This window comes from Acidovorax sp. JMULE5 (assembly GCF_013376875.1).
In the GTDB taxonomy this organism is placed as follows: Bacteria; Pseudomonadota; Gammaproteobacteria; order Burkholderiales; family Burkholderiaceae_C; genus Acidovorax; species Acidovorax facilis.
The window spans coordinates 4157688-4173182 of sequence record NZ_CP035951.1 but is presented as its reverse complement, the minus strand read 5'-3'; the positions used below and the strand labels follow the sequence as shown (position 1 = coordinate 4173182).

15 protein-coding genes are annotated in these 15495 nt (G+C 59.4%); 4 read left to right on the top strand and 11 right to left on the bottom strand.

The genetic code is table 11. The features are described 5' to 3' along the window. The first annotated feature begins 27 nt into the window (after nucleotides 1-27). The 4 genes from EXV95_RS19020 to EXV95_RS19005 are packed head-to-tail and all read left to right on the top strand — an operon-like array spanning nucleotide 28 to nucleotide 4621. Complete coding sequence (locus EXV95_RS19020; RefSeq protein ID WP_176888042.1) at nucleotides 28-1977, top strand: DEAD/DEAH box helicase family protein; 1950 nt, start codon at nucleotides 28-30, stop codon at nucleotides 1975-1977. Continuing rightward, a complete protein-coding gene (locus EXV95_RS19015) occupies nucleotides 1967-2161 on the top strand; it encodes a hypothetical protein (protein ID WP_176888041.1) in 195 nt (64 codons plus the stop codon). The genes EXV95_RS19020 and EXV95_RS19015 overlap by 11 nt, the downstream gene beginning before the upstream one ends. Nucleotide 2162: 1 nt before the next feature. Further along, nucleotides 2163-4166: a hypothetical protein gene (locus EXV95_RS19010; RefSeq protein WP_176888040.1), complete on the top strand. Its 2004-nt coding sequence runs from the start codon at nucleotides 2163-2165 to the stop codon at nucleotides 4164-4166. After that, the gene (locus tag EXV95_RS19005; protein ID WP_176888039.1) at nucleotides 4166-4621 is read left to right on the top strand and encodes a hypothetical protein; all 456 of its coding nucleotides are present in this window, start codon (nucleotides 4166-4168) and stop codon (nucleotides 4619-4621) included. Before EXV95_RS19010 ends, EXV95_RS19005 begins: the two co-directional genes overlap by 1 nt. Before the next feature lie 90 nt (nucleotides 4622-4711). On the opposite strand, the gene dndE is transcribed toward EXV95_RS19005, so the two are convergent. The 11 genes from dndE to trbJ all read right to left on the bottom strand — a co-directional run bounded on the left by dndE (nucleotide 4712) and on the right by trbJ (nucleotide 15485). Further along, the gene (gene dndE / locus EXV95_RS19000; RefSeq protein ID WP_176888038.1) at nucleotides 4712-5059 is read right to left on the bottom strand and encodes a DNA sulfur modification protein DndE; all 348 of its coding nucleotides are present in this window, start codon (nucleotides 5057-5059) and stop codon (nucleotides 4712-4714) included. After that, entirely contained in the window at nucleotides 5049-7067 is a 2019-nt protein-coding gene (gene dndD / locus EXV95_RS18995) for a DNA sulfur modification protein DndD (RefSeq protein WP_176888037.1), read from the bottom strand. Before dndD ends, dndE begins: the two co-directional genes overlap by 11 nt. After that, a complete protein-coding gene (gene dndC / locus EXV95_RS18990; protein WP_176888036.1) occupies nucleotides 7057-8547 on the bottom strand; it encodes a DNA phosphorothioation system sulfurtransferase DndC in 1491 nt (496 codons plus the stop codon). Before dndC ends, dndD begins: the two co-directional genes overlap by 11 nt. Further along, nucleotides 8547-9659, bottom strand: a complete 1113-nt coding sequence (dndB, locus tag EXV95_RS18985) for a DNA sulfur modification protein DndB (protein ID WP_176888035.1) — start codon at nucleotides 9657-9659, stop codon at nucleotides 8547-8549. Before dndB ends, dndC begins: the two co-directional genes overlap by 1 nt. 149 nt (nucleotides 9660-9808) lie before the next feature. Then, nucleotides 9809-10084: a DUF2274 domain-containing protein gene (locus EXV95_RS18980; RefSeq protein ID WP_176888034.1), complete on the bottom strand. Its 276-nt coding sequence runs from the start codon at nucleotides 10082-10084 to the stop codon at nucleotides 9809-9811. Then, nucleotides 10081-11337 carry a TrbI/VirB10 family protein gene (locus EXV95_RS18975; protein ID WP_176888033.1) on the bottom strand — a complete coding sequence of 419 codons (1257 nt, stop codon included), beginning with the start codon at nucleotides 11335-11337 and terminating at the stop codon, nucleotides 10081-10083. The genes EXV95_RS18980 and EXV95_RS18975 overlap by 4 nt, the downstream gene beginning before the upstream one ends. 1 nt (nucleotide 11338) lies before the next feature. Further along, complete coding sequence (gene trbG, locus EXV95_RS18970; RefSeq protein WP_176888032.1) at nucleotides 11339-12358, bottom strand: P-type conjugative transfer protein TrbG; 1020 nt, start codon at nucleotides 12356-12358, stop codon at nucleotides 11339-11341. Further along, nucleotides 12355-13062 (bottom strand): conjugal transfer protein TrbF, encoded by a 708-nt coding sequence (gene trbF / locus EXV95_RS18965; protein ID WP_176888031.1) that lies wholly within the window; start codon nucleotides 13060-13062, stop codon nucleotides 12355-12357. Before trbF ends, trbG begins: the two co-directional genes overlap by 4 nt. A gap of 11 nt (nucleotides 13063-13073) precedes the next feature. Then, the gene (trbL, locus tag EXV95_RS18960; protein WP_176888030.1) at nucleotides 13074-14447 is read right to left on the bottom strand and encodes a P-type conjugative transfer protein TrbL; all 1374 of its coding nucleotides are present in this window, start codon (nucleotides 14445-14447) and stop codon (nucleotides 13074-13076) included. 5 nt (nucleotides 14448-14452) lie between these two features. Then, nucleotides 14453-14740, bottom strand: a complete 288-nt coding sequence (locus tag EXV95_RS18955) for an EexN family lipoprotein (protein ID WP_176888029.1) — start codon at nucleotides 14738-14740, stop codon at nucleotides 14453-14455. Nucleotides 14741-14753: 13 nt separating this feature from the next. Continuing rightward, nucleotides 14754-15485 (bottom strand): P-type conjugative transfer protein TrbJ, encoded by a 732-nt coding sequence (trbJ, locus tag EXV95_RS18950; RefSeq protein WP_176889108.1) that lies wholly within the window; start codon nucleotides 15483-15485, stop codon nucleotides 14754-14756. Nucleotides 15486-15495: the final 10 nt, after the last annotated feature.

Here is a 15495-nt window from a genome sequence, read left to right as displayed (position 1 = left end):
CACTCTTTTACGGACCACTGGGTCGTGATGAACGAACAACTCCGTTTACTCAACGCCATCTACAAGACCCGAGACGGGTCGATAGGTGCTTCGTTCTTCGCACCGTGCTTGGCACAGTGTTCACAATACAAGCGAGCAGCCGGCTTCTTTTCTTCAACGGCTTTGGTGTCGTGGGCCGACGCACTTCTGACGAACGGCACGAAGTCTGTCTCCATCAACCTGCTCATCTCACCGACACTGTCTTCCGCAGATAAGGCAACCTTTGAACGCGCCACTGATACAGCAGCTCGCGCTGAGATTCTGACGCGATGCGGAGACTCGTTGGTTCGTGAGCTCCTTAGTGACCCCACATGCGGAAAGACGAGAGGCAACTATCTGCTCTGGTTGCTCGCAACGGGCAAGCTTGAAATCCAATTTGCACTTCCTCAGCATGTGGATGAACCAGGCATGTATCACCAGAAGAGCGGTGTGTTCAGTTTTCCTGACGGCTCGAAAGTCGCCTTCGAGGGGTCGGCCAATGAGACTGCATCGGGATACATCCGCAACTACGAAAAAATCCACGTATTCAGAAGTTGGGTTCCAGAGGACATAAGTCGTCTCGCCGCTGTAGAAGCTGACTTCAATGAGCAGTGGAACGAGCAGGACCCGTACCTGACAGTCGTCCCGCTGTCTCGCGAATCACTTCACCTCATCAAGGAACGTGCGGCGGAACTCGACTTCGACACTCTGCCATCTCCATCTGGTGGCGCGCGACCTGAAGATCCTAGGTGGCGTCATCAGCCTGAAGCTGCCAGGGCCTTTCTTGACGCCGGGAAGGGCGTCCTTGAAATGGCAACGGGTACTGGGAAGACCAAAACCGCGCTTCGCATCGCAAAGGAATTGTTCGCGCGCGGAGAGATTGATTCAATGATCGTTTGCACGGAAGGAACCGACCTCCTGCAGCAGTGGTATGAGGAAATCCTCGACTGGCGCGCTGCGCTGGAAAGACCGTTGCGGGTGTACCGCCACTTTGCTGGCGACCATCAGGGCATGACATTTGCGCTGAACTGCACATTCTCCACCCTTGTCGTATCGCGAGGTCAGCTGGGTAAGTTCCTTCCGATCCTGAAGGAGGTGCAGGCCGCGCGAACACTCGTGATCCATGACGAAGTTCATGGTCTTGGGGCGCCGTCTAGTCGAGCAAGCCTCGGAGGGAAGCACCAACGGTACCGTTATGTTCTCGGTCTGTCCGCAACCCCTGAGCGCGAATACGATGCTGATGGGACAGCGTTCATCGATTCGGAGATCGGCCCAACGGTCTTCTCGTTCGGACTCGAAGATGCGATCCAGCGCGGTATCCTGGTCGAGTTCGACTATGTTCCGCTGCCCTACGAACTAACGCTAAATGACCGGGAGAGGCTGAAGGCTGTCTATGCACGTCAGTCTGCCCGCGCACATTCTGGACAGCTGATGACCAACGAGGAGCTATGGACTGAGCTCTCGAAGGTCTACAAGACTGCGGAGCAGAAGCCGGGCATCTTTGCGGACTATCTGGCTACCTATCCAGACTTGGTTCTCGGATGCATCTTGTTCGTGGAGGAGCGCGAGTACGGCGAGCGCATTCTGCCCATCCTTCACGCCACGGGGGTGCGATACCGCACGTACTATGCGGAGGACGACCGCGAGAACCTAGTGATGTTCGGCCGTGGGGAGATCGACTGTGTGGTGACATGCCACAAGATTTCCCAGGGCATCGACATCAAGAGTCTGATGGCCGTGGTCCTGTTTTCGTCCGCAAGGGCGCGCCTCGAAACAATCCAACGCGTGGGGCGCTGCCTGCGGAGTGACCCCTCGAATCCCGGCAAGCGAGCCACTGTCGTGGATTTCGTTCTCGAAACCGAAAACGAGAGAACGAGGCGCGGACCTTCCGCGGATGAAGAGCGCCGCGACTGGCTAACCGCATTGTCACAAGTTAGGAGGGGATCGAATGCCGATTGACATCGAGCTGCGCGAAGCAGTCCACCAGGCAATTATTCAGCGCCAGCAACCGCTGGAGTTGGAACGCCAACTTTTGGCGCTCCTTGCGGAGCTGAGCGAACAGGATGTGACGGACGATCGCCGAATGCAGCGTGTCAGCATACTGCAGTCCGGGGTCAGCATGGCAAAAGTGCTGGGGCAATAGCATGGAGATCAAGCTGCTTGGTTGGGCTTGCGAAGGGTTTCGCTGCCCCGACATGGAAGTTGACCTCCAAAATGGAAACTCTACGCCAAAAGTCTCGTTGGTTCAGATGCCCAATGGGACGGGCAAAACCACCACCCTCGCTCTCTTGAAAGGTACGCTGACGGGTGAAGCCCGAAACTGGACGTCGAAGTACATTGCTGCGCTTCGCAGTACCGCCAAGCCGGACAGTGGCACCTTTGCGGTTTCTCTCACCGTGGATGGGCGCCCGCTGAAGCTCGAGTTGACTTGCGACTTCGAGCTGGGGGAGGTTTCGTTCAACACGACCTCCCCCGAGGTGGGTGGCTTCAACCGCGGCTGGACCCCTCCGCCGGCGGTACGAAGATTCCTGACGCCCCGTTTCGTCGACCTGTTTGTGTTTGATGGCGAGCTGGCCAACACGCTGCTCGACCCGCATGCGACGAAGGCGGAGGAGGCCATTGAAACGCTGTGCCAGCTCGATCTGCTCGACTCCGTCGCGAATGACTGCGAGCAGTTTTGGCAGCTCAACACAGCGAAAGGCGGAGCTAGGCATGTGAGTGGGCTCACCCGCTACACAACAATCGCCACCCGACTCAGTGACCGAGTCCAGACACTACGGAAGCACATCGAGCAACGCGAAGAACGACTTGGGAAAGTCAACTCAGAAGTTGCGCGACTGAACGGCGAGATCCAAAAGCTTGTCGACCAGGACGGCAAGAACCGCGAGAACTACTACCAGAAGAAATCCGCGAAGGGCGAAAAGGAGCAGGCCCTCTCCGGCGCCGTGCGGGAGCTGATGGACAGGATGAGACGTCCTGAGGCGCTGGCGCCGGCTTTTGGCGTGACCCTAAAGAACTTGAAAGCAAACCTCGATGTCGCGAAGTTGCCGGGCAGTACATCCAGGCAGTTCTTCCAAGAGCTCGCTTCGAAGCAAGACTGCATTTGCGGCAGGCCGATTGGCGAAAAAGAGCGCCTCCACATTCTGTCGAGCGCGGAAGACTTCCTAGGTGAAGACCTGGCCGGCGTGCTCAACGCCTTCAAGGAAGAGGTAGACATTATTGACTCCGAAGAGCGCCTGCGAGTTGTCGACGAAAAGCTTGCCGGTATCGAACAGATTCGGCTTGAAATCGCTGACCTCGAAGCAGAAATGGCGGTCCTCCAGAAGTCCAGTGTGAGCGCCGCCGGGGGCGACCCGGAAGAGTTCCGCCGCAAGCTCGAGCCTCTCAATGTTGAAAAGGCGAACCTGGAACGCGACCTCGATCTGCTGAGATCACCCCTAGAGCCAGGCGAATCCAGCGAGCTCATTACGTCGCCAACGGATGCCGCAAAGATCACGAAGTTGGCGGTCGCTGAGAAGCAACTTGCCATGGCGAACACAGAGATTCAACGAATCAACGGAACTCTAGGACTTCGGATGCGGCTGGACCTGCTCAAACAAGTTTGCGCGGATGCTCGTGGGCTTGCGAAGCAGCGAATCAAGGAAGGCCTCTTGCAGAAATGCAACCAGCGCCTGCGCCATGTGTTGAAGGGCGACCCCCTGGAAATCCAGCGCATCGATCGGTCGCTGGTCCTGAAGGATCGCGAGTCGGGAAGCGCCGGGCAGAACCTGGCTGTCGGATACACGTTTCTCGCAGAGGCGTTGAGCAAGGGCAGTCACGACTTCCCCCTCGTTGTAGATAGCCCGGCGGGTCCCCTGGACCACGGCGTGCGTCGGCAAGTCGCCACCATGGTCCCTGCCCTCTGCACCCAGTTCGTAGCATTCACGATCTCCACGGAGCGAGAGGCATTCTTGGAGCCTCTCGAAGCCAGCGCCGGTGGCGACGTCAAGTACATCACTGTCTTCCGAAATACACCAGGTAACTCCGCCCTCCTCAAGGATCTGCCGGCAGACCACACGGATAACGGGCAATCAGTTGTCGTTGGCGGACGTGACTATTTCGTCCGGTTCGCCCTCGAGAATGAAAACGACGAAGCAGGGAGTTCCTAATGGCCTTCAAAATGCGGCAAGAGGTTGATGAGTGGTTCTCAAAGGTCCACAAGGCCAAGGACACGCCCTTTCCCACCAAGTTCGACTACTACTATCTGTGCTTAATGTTCGGCCTGGCCAAGCGGAAGCCGGCTACTCTGTCCGCGGGGGTCGAGTTTATCGACTACTTCGTTGCGGACTACAAGCCTGTTCAGAACCTGATCCTAGGGCTACTGGTGGTAGCCGAAGCAGAGGTACAAGGGATCGACTTAAACAACCGTGCAGCCATCAAGAAGCTGCTGGGGCTATATCTAAGTCCGGAGGCATCAGTAGCACTGACCGCGCAAGGTTTCGATCGGATGAACGACTACGCAAATGGCGGATTCAATTCTATCGTAGCTTCATACCCTGAAGCGCCGTGGGTGGCAGCCGATTTCTTGCAGTGGTATACGAGAGAAATCAAGGTGCTTTTCTAGGCGCAGTTCGAGCGCTCGCAGCACCGCTTCACTGCGGTACCCCTTGCGGCTGGAACAAGGCCTTGGTTCTCGTTCGCACCTGTAGTGCGCCTACGTCGCGTAGGCCACCAGTTCTGCAACGGTTCTGGCCTTCATGAGCCCAGTCAATCCATCATCGATGTGGCTCGCAATGACTTGACCCATGGTTTTCATATCCATAGGACCGTGAACCTGGACGATCAAAGCCTCAAATACGTTCGCGTATTCTCCGAACAGCGTGGTTCCAATGAACTCGCTGCCGTTTTGATCAACCTTCTGTTTGCCGGCGCGGGGACCGTCACGGAGCGAACGAACCAAAGCGATCCGGCAAACGATATTGGGGGTAAGGCTGGTGCGTCCCTTTAGGATCTTCAGCTTGTCGGTCGCCGCCTGCGAGATGTGCATTCGCTTAGGCAACATTCGCCACCTCCTTTGCCTTCCAGAAGTAACCTTCTTCCGCCGACGTGCTCCTCTCGAGCGGATCAAAACGCAAATGAAATGCGTGCGAGACGCTCGATCTCAGGCCGTCGTAGAACCGCTGGTCGACCTCCGTGTCCGTGGAAAGCACAATGACCTGATGGCTCGCCCTCGGGAAGTAGGATTCGACCAACTTCTCGCGATGTTTACTGTCCAGCCGCCCCAAGGGCGTGTCGATGATGATCGGCAAGCTTCGACCCGAAGCCTTGCCGAGTGCCTCGAGCATCGAGATCGCAAAAATTTGCTTTTCGCCGGCGGAGAGCCGTGCTTTCGGAATTTCGTTGCCTTGTTGGTCAAGCAGTTTCACAAGGAACGTCGACTCATCGATCAAGGCGTCGACAATCATGTCGTCCTTGCGAGAAAGCCTTTGGAAAGCGCTCACAAAATGACGACGGAGTTCCTGGCACTTGCGGGAGCCCGCGCGCCGTTTGAACTCGCCTAGGACTTCCTGAACACTTTCGGCGAGGTAGTCTGCACGGGCAGTCACCCCATCCACCTGCGAGTCCTTCTCGAGTTTCCTCTTCTTCCTTGTGATGTCGATTGCCTGCCAAAGATTGCGGCGCATGTCCTGAAGAACACCCTGTTTCTTAGCCTCCAGACGGTTAACTACCTCCATCGAATCCTCAAGAGTACGAAATGCCTCCTGTATAGATTCGTCGGAGGGTGCGTGCGCCAATCTATCCTGCTCCTGTGCCTCATGCTCTGCCAGTTGCTTGAGGCTTTTCTGCAGTTCGGCCAGTTGGCGCTCCACCATGGGAACGGTGGCCGTCAACGTGTTCAACAGTTTGTCGGCTTCGCTTCCCGTCAGCCCATGGATGATCTTGGATGGAGCATGCGGGGGAGCACTAATTTCGTTCACCCATTCATCGATGGTGCGGTTCACAACAGAACGCCAGGAACTTGAGCCCTTCACCTGCGAGAGCTGCTTCTTGAGTTGATCCACCGTCGATTTGATAGAGCCAGAAACAGCCTTAGCCTCCAGCGCCTTTCGCTCCGATTGCACTGTATCCACCAACTGACGCTGTAGATCCCCGGCAAACATGAAGACTCCGGGACCTGACAGGAGTTCACGAATTTGTTCTTCGCGCTCAACCCGGTCCTCTTGGATGCTCAAAAGTCTAGCCTCCACTTGAGTTCGATTGATGGCCCAAGCACCGCCACGATCAGACAGTTTCGAACGCATCCGCTCCTTAGCGGCAATCGCCTGATCCAGCTGCGGTTGTAGCACCTGTTGCAGCTCAATCTGTGTGCTATCAATTTTGGAGATCAGCTGGTCATACGCTTCATGGAGCGACCGCAGCTTGGTACGCACATCATCCGGCGTATCGGCCGCACGCCTCGTTCGGATAAACGAAGAGAGGTCCGTCGCCAATCTGTCCGCAATATCAAGGCCGAGCAAGCGCCGGATGGCATCACTGAGCACTTCGTCCGCATCGTCTCGCGCGAGATCAGCAATCTGCTCGCCATCGAAAAAGAAAAACTGGGAAATTCCGGACGGGATCAATTGCGACAAGAACCCCTGAGCCTGGTCGCCCATCAGCCAAGGTTCCTCAGCCTCATTCTTGAAGAGCAGCAATGACTCCTGCGCGGCACTGCCCTTGCCACCCCATGCACGTTGCACGCGATAACGGACGGTCTCTCCTAGCCGAGCATAGCTGAAGATGATCTCGACAGATGCACGCTCAGCAGCAACCAACTGCGTCTGTGACGAGTGAATCAACTGAGCAAGGATCGCCGCGTACTCTTTCTCCGTCAGCGGCGTATCAAACCCCTGCCGCCCATAAAGGGCTAGTCGCACGGCTTTGAGTATTGTCGTCTTGCCCGCGCCATTCAGACCACCAAAAAGGACGATGGTTCGCTTGGAACCGTACTTCGTCCGCGGAGCGAGGTCGAAGGAATGAATACCTCTGAAGTTACCGAAGTCAGTGAGAAGAAGCCGTTCAATCAGCATCGCCAATCACCTTTCCGATGTCCGAGTACCGTTTCTGCAGATCTCGCTCTTGAGCGTCATAGCTGCTAACCCGATTGGTCCACTCCGCCTGTGAGGCAATGGCCTGTTTGTCGTCTGCCCAGTCCCGAGATAGCAATTCCTGCAACTCCTTCTGCAGGCCAGATCTCCTTGCGTGGCCTTGGTAAGAGACTTCAAGTTCGAGCAGCTTCATCAGGAGTTCCTTAGGGAGCCGCTTTTCCGAACAGAGCTCCTCCACAACAAGAGCGTCGTTCGCGTCGAAGACAAAGTCGTCGTCGATCTTCCAAGCGATGTCACTGGGGAAAACCTCTCGATAGATCGCAGGCACTGAGTCCTCCCAATCCGGCTCGTTCGGATCAAGTCTCCACTCTCTACGTATCTGCTCAAGCTCCGCAATGGTGATGAGTTCTTGAGCGTCCTTAGGATTCGACTCCGTAACCGCCTTCTGTGTCTTTAGAAGTTCTCTCAGCAGATGCTTGCGGTACTCCAGCCTATAAGGTCCAAGCACATGCTTTTCTTGCACTGTATTGCCCTGCTCGTCCTTCTTGATGGAGATCGTGATGGAACCATCGCGGCGTCTCGCGCTTCGGAATTCATGCTTGCGAGAAGGATTGGTTGTCTCGTAGAGCTCGTTACGAAAATCACGCAACGGAGTAAGCCATGCATTGCCTGTCTCGATCAAACCATCCATCGCGCGGTCTTTGGTCACAACAGTGCACACCCAGCACCCGAACCTTGAGTTGCCGCAAGATGGCGTTGTCGTGTCCAGTACAAGCGGACACTCTCCTCCGTTGGACCCCTTGTACACATCGAACAGGGCTTGGTGATCCCCGCCCCATGGGGCCGGACCAGAGAACAGGTATTCCCATACGTCGTCTGCACTCCACTGGTCGATCGGTGTGAATACCAGCGCATGAGGCAAGCTGGTGTGCTTTCCAAGCCGCGAACCGTCAATCCGATGCTTCCTGATCACTTGGGCGCGAGATGCGCTCTCTTGGATGCGCGAACCAAGAACCACAACGACCTCTCCAAAGGCCGCGACCTTCTGACGGATAAATTCGCTCGTCGGGTCGATCTTCATACGCTCTGTGCACCAGCGGAATTGCCGAGTCGGAGCTGGGTATCCCTTGCCAATCAGGTTGACCCAGAACGTTTCGTCTATCCGTGGATTCACAGGCGCTGCAACCTCGATCGGAAGTGCCAGTTCGGCCGCTGCAAGCCGCATCTTGCCCAGCGCCTCGTGAATCAAGTTGACAACAAGGGGGGTCTCAACCATTGTGTCGGAAGACACAATAAAGATTGGTTTAGTTCTCTCGGGAAGGGGAAGTTCAAGCAGAGCTTCGAATACAAGCCGGCAAATCGCAGTCGAATCCTTCCCGCCGCTGAAGCCAATGACCCAAGGACGGTTGTCGGCCTTGTAAATGGTAAGGATGTCTTCCTTACTCGCTATGACGCATTCCATCATTTACCTTTAGAAGTGAGCCGCTGCTTGGCAGGCAAGAGGGCTTCAAGCTCCAAATCAGCCGACGAAAGCGGCAAACCCAGATGGGATTTAACGTAGTTGGCGGCGAGGTGGACGTTGGTCGCAGCTTTGCTGATTCTTCCGTGCACCATGGCCCGCCCCTCCCAAACTGCCACGTTAGACCGCGACCAGTCGATGTTGCGGAGATGGCGCAGATCAGACTTCCACTGTTTCGAACGTTGGGACAACAGCTCTGCACCAGCGAGAGCCAGCGCCTGCAACGCGACCCCATGGGCATGGACGTATTCCTGCCGAAGTTCAGCAGTTGCCACGTCCTTGGTTCTAGCCCTCTGCCAATCGGGAATTTGGTCACTAACCACATCCCAATATTCCTTGGCAAGCATCCTCTCGACCGAACTGCACTCATCTTTCGGATGCTTCCTAAGTAAGGCCCGGCTTGCATGCTTGATGCTGCTCAACGTAAAAAGTTTTACCGACCTATTTGAGATTGTCGACTTCTCCATCTCTGTCAAGCCTCGAAATGCCCGACACTCAGACGCAAGGTACCGAGCAAGCTCCGAACTCGGGTCGCGATGGTCGTATAGCGTGGACAACGAATAGCTTGGGCGAACAGCGTACTTGTTCAGGTCTGCAAACATCTGTTGGCTGCGGACCAACCCTTCATCACCAAAAAACAGAACTGGAACGTTGTCTTGCCCAAGTGCGGGGCTTTCTTTGAGCGCCTCTTCGATCGCAGCGCGACGGTGCTGCCCATCGTTGATCAAAATCCGCGCGTCCATCGGAATCTCCATGACCCCAACAGAGAGGTTTCGCCCGGCATCAAGCGGTACGAACCGTACTTGCCCATCCACTGACGCTGTCAAGGCAGACAGAATGTATGTGTCAGGGTTCGCCAACAAGTACTGAGCGATCGCCGGCACACGATTTCTGTTGAGTGATCGCTGAGCCCGCAACTCTGCGGGTACCTCTTCTTCATCGAACATGAAAAGCTTCGGAATCATACGAAGCGGACACATCGCAATGAAGAAAGGACGCTTGCCCTGAAACCCCTGAACGGCTGGAAAGCTGTGAAAGTAACCCTGATCGTCCATACCGCCCTCCATGGAAGTTAAATTATAACTTCCATCGGAGGGGTTGGAAGGCTTATGGAGCCAATAGGTATCTTGCCAGTGGTGTTGGGCCGAGTGCTTCGCACGACGGTGATCTTGACGACAACCTCAAGCTCACTGGAGTTCAACTGCTAGCGCGCTGCAGTGTCGGCTACAGCTGGATCGGGATGAGCCCATTTTTCCCTTTTGGACTTGAAAGCCTTAAATCCTCGATCTCGCAAGATGAAAGTCCCGAGTATGTGCGGGATCAATGCAACCGCATCCACCGGCGCCTGGTACACCCGCCCATGCACCTCCGCATAGGCATCCAACTGCGCCTTCAGCTCTGCCGACAGTGTGATCGTCAGCTTCACCGCATCAGACCGCGGCAGCGCCCCCAGGCTCAATCGGTTCGGCCCCTTGCTCATCGCGCCTCTCCCCGATTGAAAATCAACGGCTGGTACGGCCGCAACACCAGATCCTTGCTCACCATCACCCGCACCGGGAACCCAGGCCGGATCGTCAGCGTGGGCTGAATGCTCATGTTCCGCTTGGTGATCTCCTGCCCCACCTGGTTCACCGCATCCTGCGCCCCCTCCCGGGCCGCAATCACAACGCGGTTGCCATCGGTCCGGCTCTCTGGCGCCGCCAGCTCCGCCCCCACGCCCAGCAGCGTGGACAGCGCCGCCCCAGCCAGGATCCGGTCCCAGTGCCAATCCACCCCATCCTCCAGCCCCGCGTACCCCGCAGTATCAATCCCCGGCAGCCGATCCAGCGCCACCGACGAGGTGTCCGGCAGGATCAGCCGCGTCCACACCAGCAACACCCTCCGCTGCCCGAACGCCACCTGGCTGTCATACCGCCCCATCAATCTCGAGCCCTGCGGTATCAGCAAATGCTTGCCCGTGGTCGTGTCATAGACCGCCTCGGTCACATTGGCAATCACCTGCCCCGGCAAATCCGAATTGATCCCCGTCACCAGCGCCGCCGGAATGACCGTCCCGGCCATCACCTGGTACGGCGACGTCGGAATCTGCAAGCTACTTGGGTTGCGCGTCCCGCCCACCCCCGCCTTCGCCAGGAACGCCTCCTTCGCATCCTGCCGGTTCTGCACCGCGGTCGGATCTGCCGGCGCTGCTTGCACCGATGCCCCGGCCATCGGATCAAACCCCTGGTTGCCCGTACCTACTGCCTGGTTTCCAGCTACAGCATCTGCCACCGCTTGCTTGGTGCCCCCACCCTGCCCACTGCTCCGGAAGAACACCGACGACTTGGCCGCCTCCTCGGCCTGATCCAAATCCACTCTCGGCGCCCGCATCTCCATCGGCTGCTGCGACTTCACGATGGCCGGCCCAAGATCCCCAGGAAGCGGCGGTCCCAGCACCGGCGGCGCTGCCTTGACCAACCCCGAGTAGTCCTTCGGCAGCCGCTCCAGGTCCTCGGTGCGCGCAATGCGATCTACGTTGAAGAGTTCGGTATTGGCACCACGATCCCGCCGACTCGGACTCAGGGACCACAGCGTGGCCCCCAACACCGCAGCACTGAGCCCGCCCACCAGCACCACCAGAGTACGCCGGTTGAGCCGCGTCACCGGCCGCGGCGAAGCCCGCAACGCCATGGCCTCGGGATCGGCCTTGGGCGCTGACGTTTGCGGTGCCTCCGGCATGTCGGTCGTACCCATCTCAGTTCCTCCGCGCCGAACTCACGCCATCCGTGCGCTCGATCCTTACCACCTGGGCCTTGTCTCCACCCAGACGCAGCTCGGCCGCACCAAACAACCGATCCACCACGTAGTAGGGTGCCCGGTACCGGTAGTTCACCAATTGCCCATCACCCTGCGGCCCGATCACAAACAACGGTGGCAGCTCACCTTGAGCGATGCCCCCCGGGAACTGGATATAGACCTTCTCCCCATCGTCAAACGCCCGCAGCGGCTTCCAGGGTGGCGAATCCCCGCTCACCGCATACCTAAACCGGATCTGCTCCAGCGACATCCCCGTTTCCACCGGAGCGCCCACCTGCGCCTCCCGCGCCTGCTTCTGCAGCGCGAGCATCCGGTCCTTGGGGTAGTCCCAGGACACCGATGCCATCCAGGCCTGCGGCGTCGAAGATAGCTCCAGCAGGTAGGTCCGGCGGTTTGTGGTGATGACCAGGTTGGTCTTCAGGCCCACCCGCGTGGGCTTGACTAGGATGTTCACCCGCAAGTCCGCACCTGACCCACTGGCTGTGTCTCCCACGATCCAGCGCACCGTATCCCCGGCCGAAACCGTCACTAGTTCTTCGCCAGCCTGCAATGCAATCACCGTGACGCGGCCAGGGCTGGTATAGACCTGATACAGCGCACCATCGGCATAGGGCCAGACCTGGATTGCATTGACATAGCCCTCGCGCGAAGGAGCGATGCGCGCCTCCTCATTGGCCTTGGACACTCGGGCCTTCTCATCGGCTGGCTCAGGCACCGGCTTCGCATCGGCCTCGCGCCCCACAGGCTTCAACTGCCCCGGCAATGCCAGCGGCTGCGGCACAGCCACAACCTCCACAGGCTTGGGCGCCTCGGGCAGCAGCTGCGCCGCCCTCTCCTGCCTGGGCTCATCGAGCGAGATATCTGGCGGCTTGCGCGGCGACGCGCAGCCTGTGGCCAGGATGGCCAGGATGGCCAGCAGAACCGCCGGCAATACGCAAACACGGCTTCGTGCATTCATGGCTTCTTCACTCCTTCGGAGGTTTCCAGTTCGCGGGTCCACGACAGTCCGTTGACGTAGATGCCCAGGGGGTTCTTGCGCAGACGTTCCTCGGTGCGCGGGGTCTGCAGCACGATGGACAGCACGGCGGTCCAGCGGTCCAGACCGGCGGCTTCCCCATTCACATAGCGCCGCTCGGTCCAACGCACCTGGAAGGAGGAATCGCTTGCCCGCACCACGCTGTTGACCTGCACCGCCACCGACTGCTGCCCAATACGAGAAAACGGATCGTTGGTGCGCGCGTAGTCGTTCAACACCGCAGCCCCCTTGTCCGTGGTGTAGTCATAGGCTTCCAGCCAGCTCTGCCGCACCACGATCGGATCGATGGACAGCGAACGCACGCCGCTGATGAACCGCGCCAGGTGAAACGCAATCTGCGCGTCCGCCGGCTTGTAGGGCGTGGCCGCCTCACCGACAGCCCGCACTTGTCCGGCCTGGTCCACCTCGATCACATAAGGTGTCACGATGGACTGGGCGGAGCGCCAGACCAGACCTCCGGCCATCAGCAGGGCCAGCGACAGGGAACCAAAGGCCATCAGCCGCCAGTTCTTGGCCTGCACGCGCGCACTGCCGATGCGCTCGTCCCAGACCTGCCCTGCGGCCTGGTAAGGGGTGATGGGCTCAGGTGTCTCCGAGTACCGCACCCGGGGTCGTTTGAATCGCATGGAGGTTCTCCTCAAGAGTTCGAGTCATCGCGAAGGCTCGGCCCGGAGCCGCAGCCCCCGTGGTCGCCCGAGCGCAGCGCGTGCGCGGCCGTCGTGGCCGCGTGTGCGGCCTGCTGCCTGCGCCGCATGCGCTGGGCCCAGGCGGGTTCAGTCGTGGGTGGGGAGGTACTGGCCTCGAATGCGGCGTCGGCAGCCGCAGTGGCTGTTGGTGCTACCGCTTCGCTGACGAAGCCCGCAACGCTGGCCTTGACGGCCTTCGCACCGGAAGCAACACGCTGGCCCGCAGCAGTTGCTCCGGTCTTGGCAACGTTCCTCATGCCTGCGGCAGCAGCCCGCGCGCCGCTACCGCCAGAAGCCGCAACACCCGCCAGGTAGGCCGACTTCGCACCGCTGGCCAGGGCACTGGCAGAGCGCGCAGCCGAGGCACCGCCAGCAATGGCCGCCTTGGTCGCGCCAGGTGCCATGCGTGCTCCTGCCGCCACGGCCGAGCCAGCACCGGCCACGGCAGCGCCACCGGCGACAGCCAGACCGGTCGCCCCAATGGCCGTACCTACAGCAGCTCCCGCACCCAGCTGCGGTGCTCCCGAGACCAGCCCGGTCGCAATCCCCGGCCCAAAGATCCCCAGTCCGAGCATGGCCAGCGCCGCCAACATGATGACCAGCGCATGGTCGATGGAGGGCTCCGCCCCTGCCGGTGTCCTGAACTCCGCAAACAGCCCCGAGCCAATCCCTACGATGACCGCCAGCACCAGCACCTTGATTCCCGACGAGATCACATTGCCCAGCACCTTCTCCGCCAGGAAGCTAGTCTTGTTCCACAAGGCAAACGGCACCAGCACAAAGCCCGCGAGGGTGGTCAGCTTGAACTCGATCAACGTCACGAACAGCTGCACCGCCAGCACGAAGAAGCTCACGATCAGGACCAGCCACGCCAAGAACAGCACGGTGATCACGTCCAGGTTCGCGAACACCTCCGGAAACCCCGTCAACTCGCTGATCTGCGCCATGATCGGCCGGCCCGCATCAATGCCCACCTTCGCCAGTTGGCCCGGCCGCAGAAACTGCGCCTGCGTCATGCCCGAACCCGAAGCGGTCAATCCCAGCCCCGCAAACGACTGAAACACGATCCCCGCCAGCCGGTTGAAGTTGCCGATGATGAAAGCAAACGCCCCCACATACAGCACCTTCTTGATCAGCCGCGCGATCACATCGTCGCCCTGTCCCGAGGCATGACCCATGGCCCAGAACAACCCGGCGAGCGTCACGTCGATCACGATCAAAGTGGCGCTCAGAAACCGCACCTCGCCACCGAGCAGACCGAACCCCGAATCGATGTAGCGGGAGAACACATCGAGAAAGCGGTCGATGACCGCCACGTCGTTCATGGTGCTCAATCCCTGGCGGTATCGCTGGAGGCCGCGCTCGCGGCCGATGACTCGGGCTGGGGGGCAGCCGGTAGATGCGCTGTCCCGCCACCCATGAATCGCCGGCGCGTGGCCTCGGCCACCGCGTTGCACTGCGCATCACCCACCTTGGCGTGGTCCGCCTTGCACTGGGCGCGCAGTTCCCTGAGCCGTTCGGGGTTAACTACCAGCGACTCGACGGTCTCGATGGCAGGAGTTTTGTCGCAGCCAGCCACCAGCAGCGCGACGGACATGATCAGAAGGTACTTGGACATCATGGTCATCCCCTCACTGGCCGTAGAAGCTGACCGGCGCCGCCGTGTACGGCGTTCCCTCACCCTGGAAGCGTCGGCGCACCTCGCGCGCCCGTTCCTGCACAGCCACCTGTCGCGCCTGCTCCAGTGCCACCGCCCGGTCCTGGGTGATCTGCAGCTGCTGCGCCTGCATGGACTGGCGCGACTGCAGGGCCAGCAGCTGGTTCGTCGCCTGCATGGCCTGCAGGGCGCCCACGGCCGATTGGCTGCGGTTCACGAGGTCCGTGAGCGTGCGCTCGTCGCTTGCGAAATTCTGCACCGCCTGTGACTGCACCTGGGTGGCGGTGCGCAGCGCCTCCAGCGAGTTCTGCCAGCGCTGGCGCGCATCCAGCGCCATCTGGTTGCCCGAGATCGAGGCGGTGTAGGCCTGCGGGTACAGCCGCCGAAACTCGCCTTCCATCTGCTGCACGTTGAACGCCAGCCCCTGCGCCTGACGGATCAGCTGGTTAGTCGCTCCCAGCGCTGCCCGCAGCTCGCCCAGAGCGCTGGAATCCAGCTTGGCCAGGTTCAGTGCATCATTCTGCAGTTGCCGGATCTGGTTGTTGATCTGCTCCAGCGTCCGCGCCGCCGTCAGGATGTTCTGGGAGAAGTTCGAGGGATCGAACACGATGCGGCCCCCAAACATCTGGGCCTGCGCAGGCAGCGCCGCGCCGAGGGACAGCGCCGCAATGGCCGCAAGTGCAACACGTCGGGGTTGAAACACCATCTTGAGAGTC

Coding starts and splice junctions, on each gene's coding strand:
- EXV95_RS19020 (WP_176888042.1), top strand. CDS start 28: ATGAACGAACAACTCCGTTTACTCAACGCCATCTACAAGACCCGAGAC.
- EXV95_RS19015 (WP_176888041.1), top strand. CDS start 1,967: ATGCCGATTGACATCGAGCTGCGCGAAGCAGTCCACCAGGCAATTATT.
- EXV95_RS19010 (WP_176888040.1), top strand. CDS start 2,163: ATGGAGATCAAGCTGCTTGGTTGGGCTTGCGAAGGGTTTCGCTGCCCC.
- EXV95_RS19005 (WP_176888039.1), top strand. CDS start 4,166: ATGGCCTTCAAAATGCGGCAAGAGGTTGATGAGTGGTTCTCAAAGGTC.
- dndE (WP_176888038.1), bottom strand. CDS start 5,059: ATGTTGCCTAAGCGAATGCACATCTCGCAGGCGGCGACCGACAAGCTG.
- dndD (WP_176888037.1), bottom strand. CDS start 7,067: ATGCTGATTGAACGGCTTCTTCTCACTGACTTCGGTAACTTCAGAGGT.
- dndC (WP_176888036.1), bottom strand. CDS start 8,547: ATGGAATGCGTCATAGCGAGTAAGGAAGACATCCTTACCATTTACAAG.
- dndB (WP_176888035.1), bottom strand. CDS start 9,659: ATGGACGATCAGGGTTACTTTCACAGCTTTCCAGCCGTTCAGGGGTTT.
- EXV95_RS18980 (WP_176888034.1), bottom strand. CDS start 10,084: ATGAGCAAGGGGCCGAACCGATTGAGCCTGGGGGCGCTGCCGCGGTCT.
- EXV95_RS18975 (WP_176888033.1), bottom strand. CDS start 11,337: ATGGGTACGACCGACATGCCGGAGGCACCGCAAACGTCAGCGCCCAAG.
- trbG (WP_176888032.1), bottom strand. CDS start 12,358: ATGAATGCACGAAGCCGTGTTTGCGTATTGCCGGCGGTTCTGCTGGCC.
- trbF (WP_176888031.1), bottom strand. CDS start 13,062: ATGCGATTCAAACGACCCCGGGTGCGGTACTCGGAGACACCTGAGCCC.
- trbL (WP_176888030.1), bottom strand. CDS start 14,447: ATGAACGACGTGGCGGTCATCGACCGCTTTCTCGATGTGTTCTCCCGC.
- EXV95_RS18955 (WP_176888029.1), bottom strand. CDS start 14,740: ATGTCCAAGTACCTTCTGATCATGTCCGTCGCGCTGCTGGTGGCTGGC.
- trbJ (WP_176889108.1), bottom strand. CDS start 15,485: ATGGTGTTTCAACCCCGACGTGTTGCACTTGCGGCCATTGCGGCGCTG.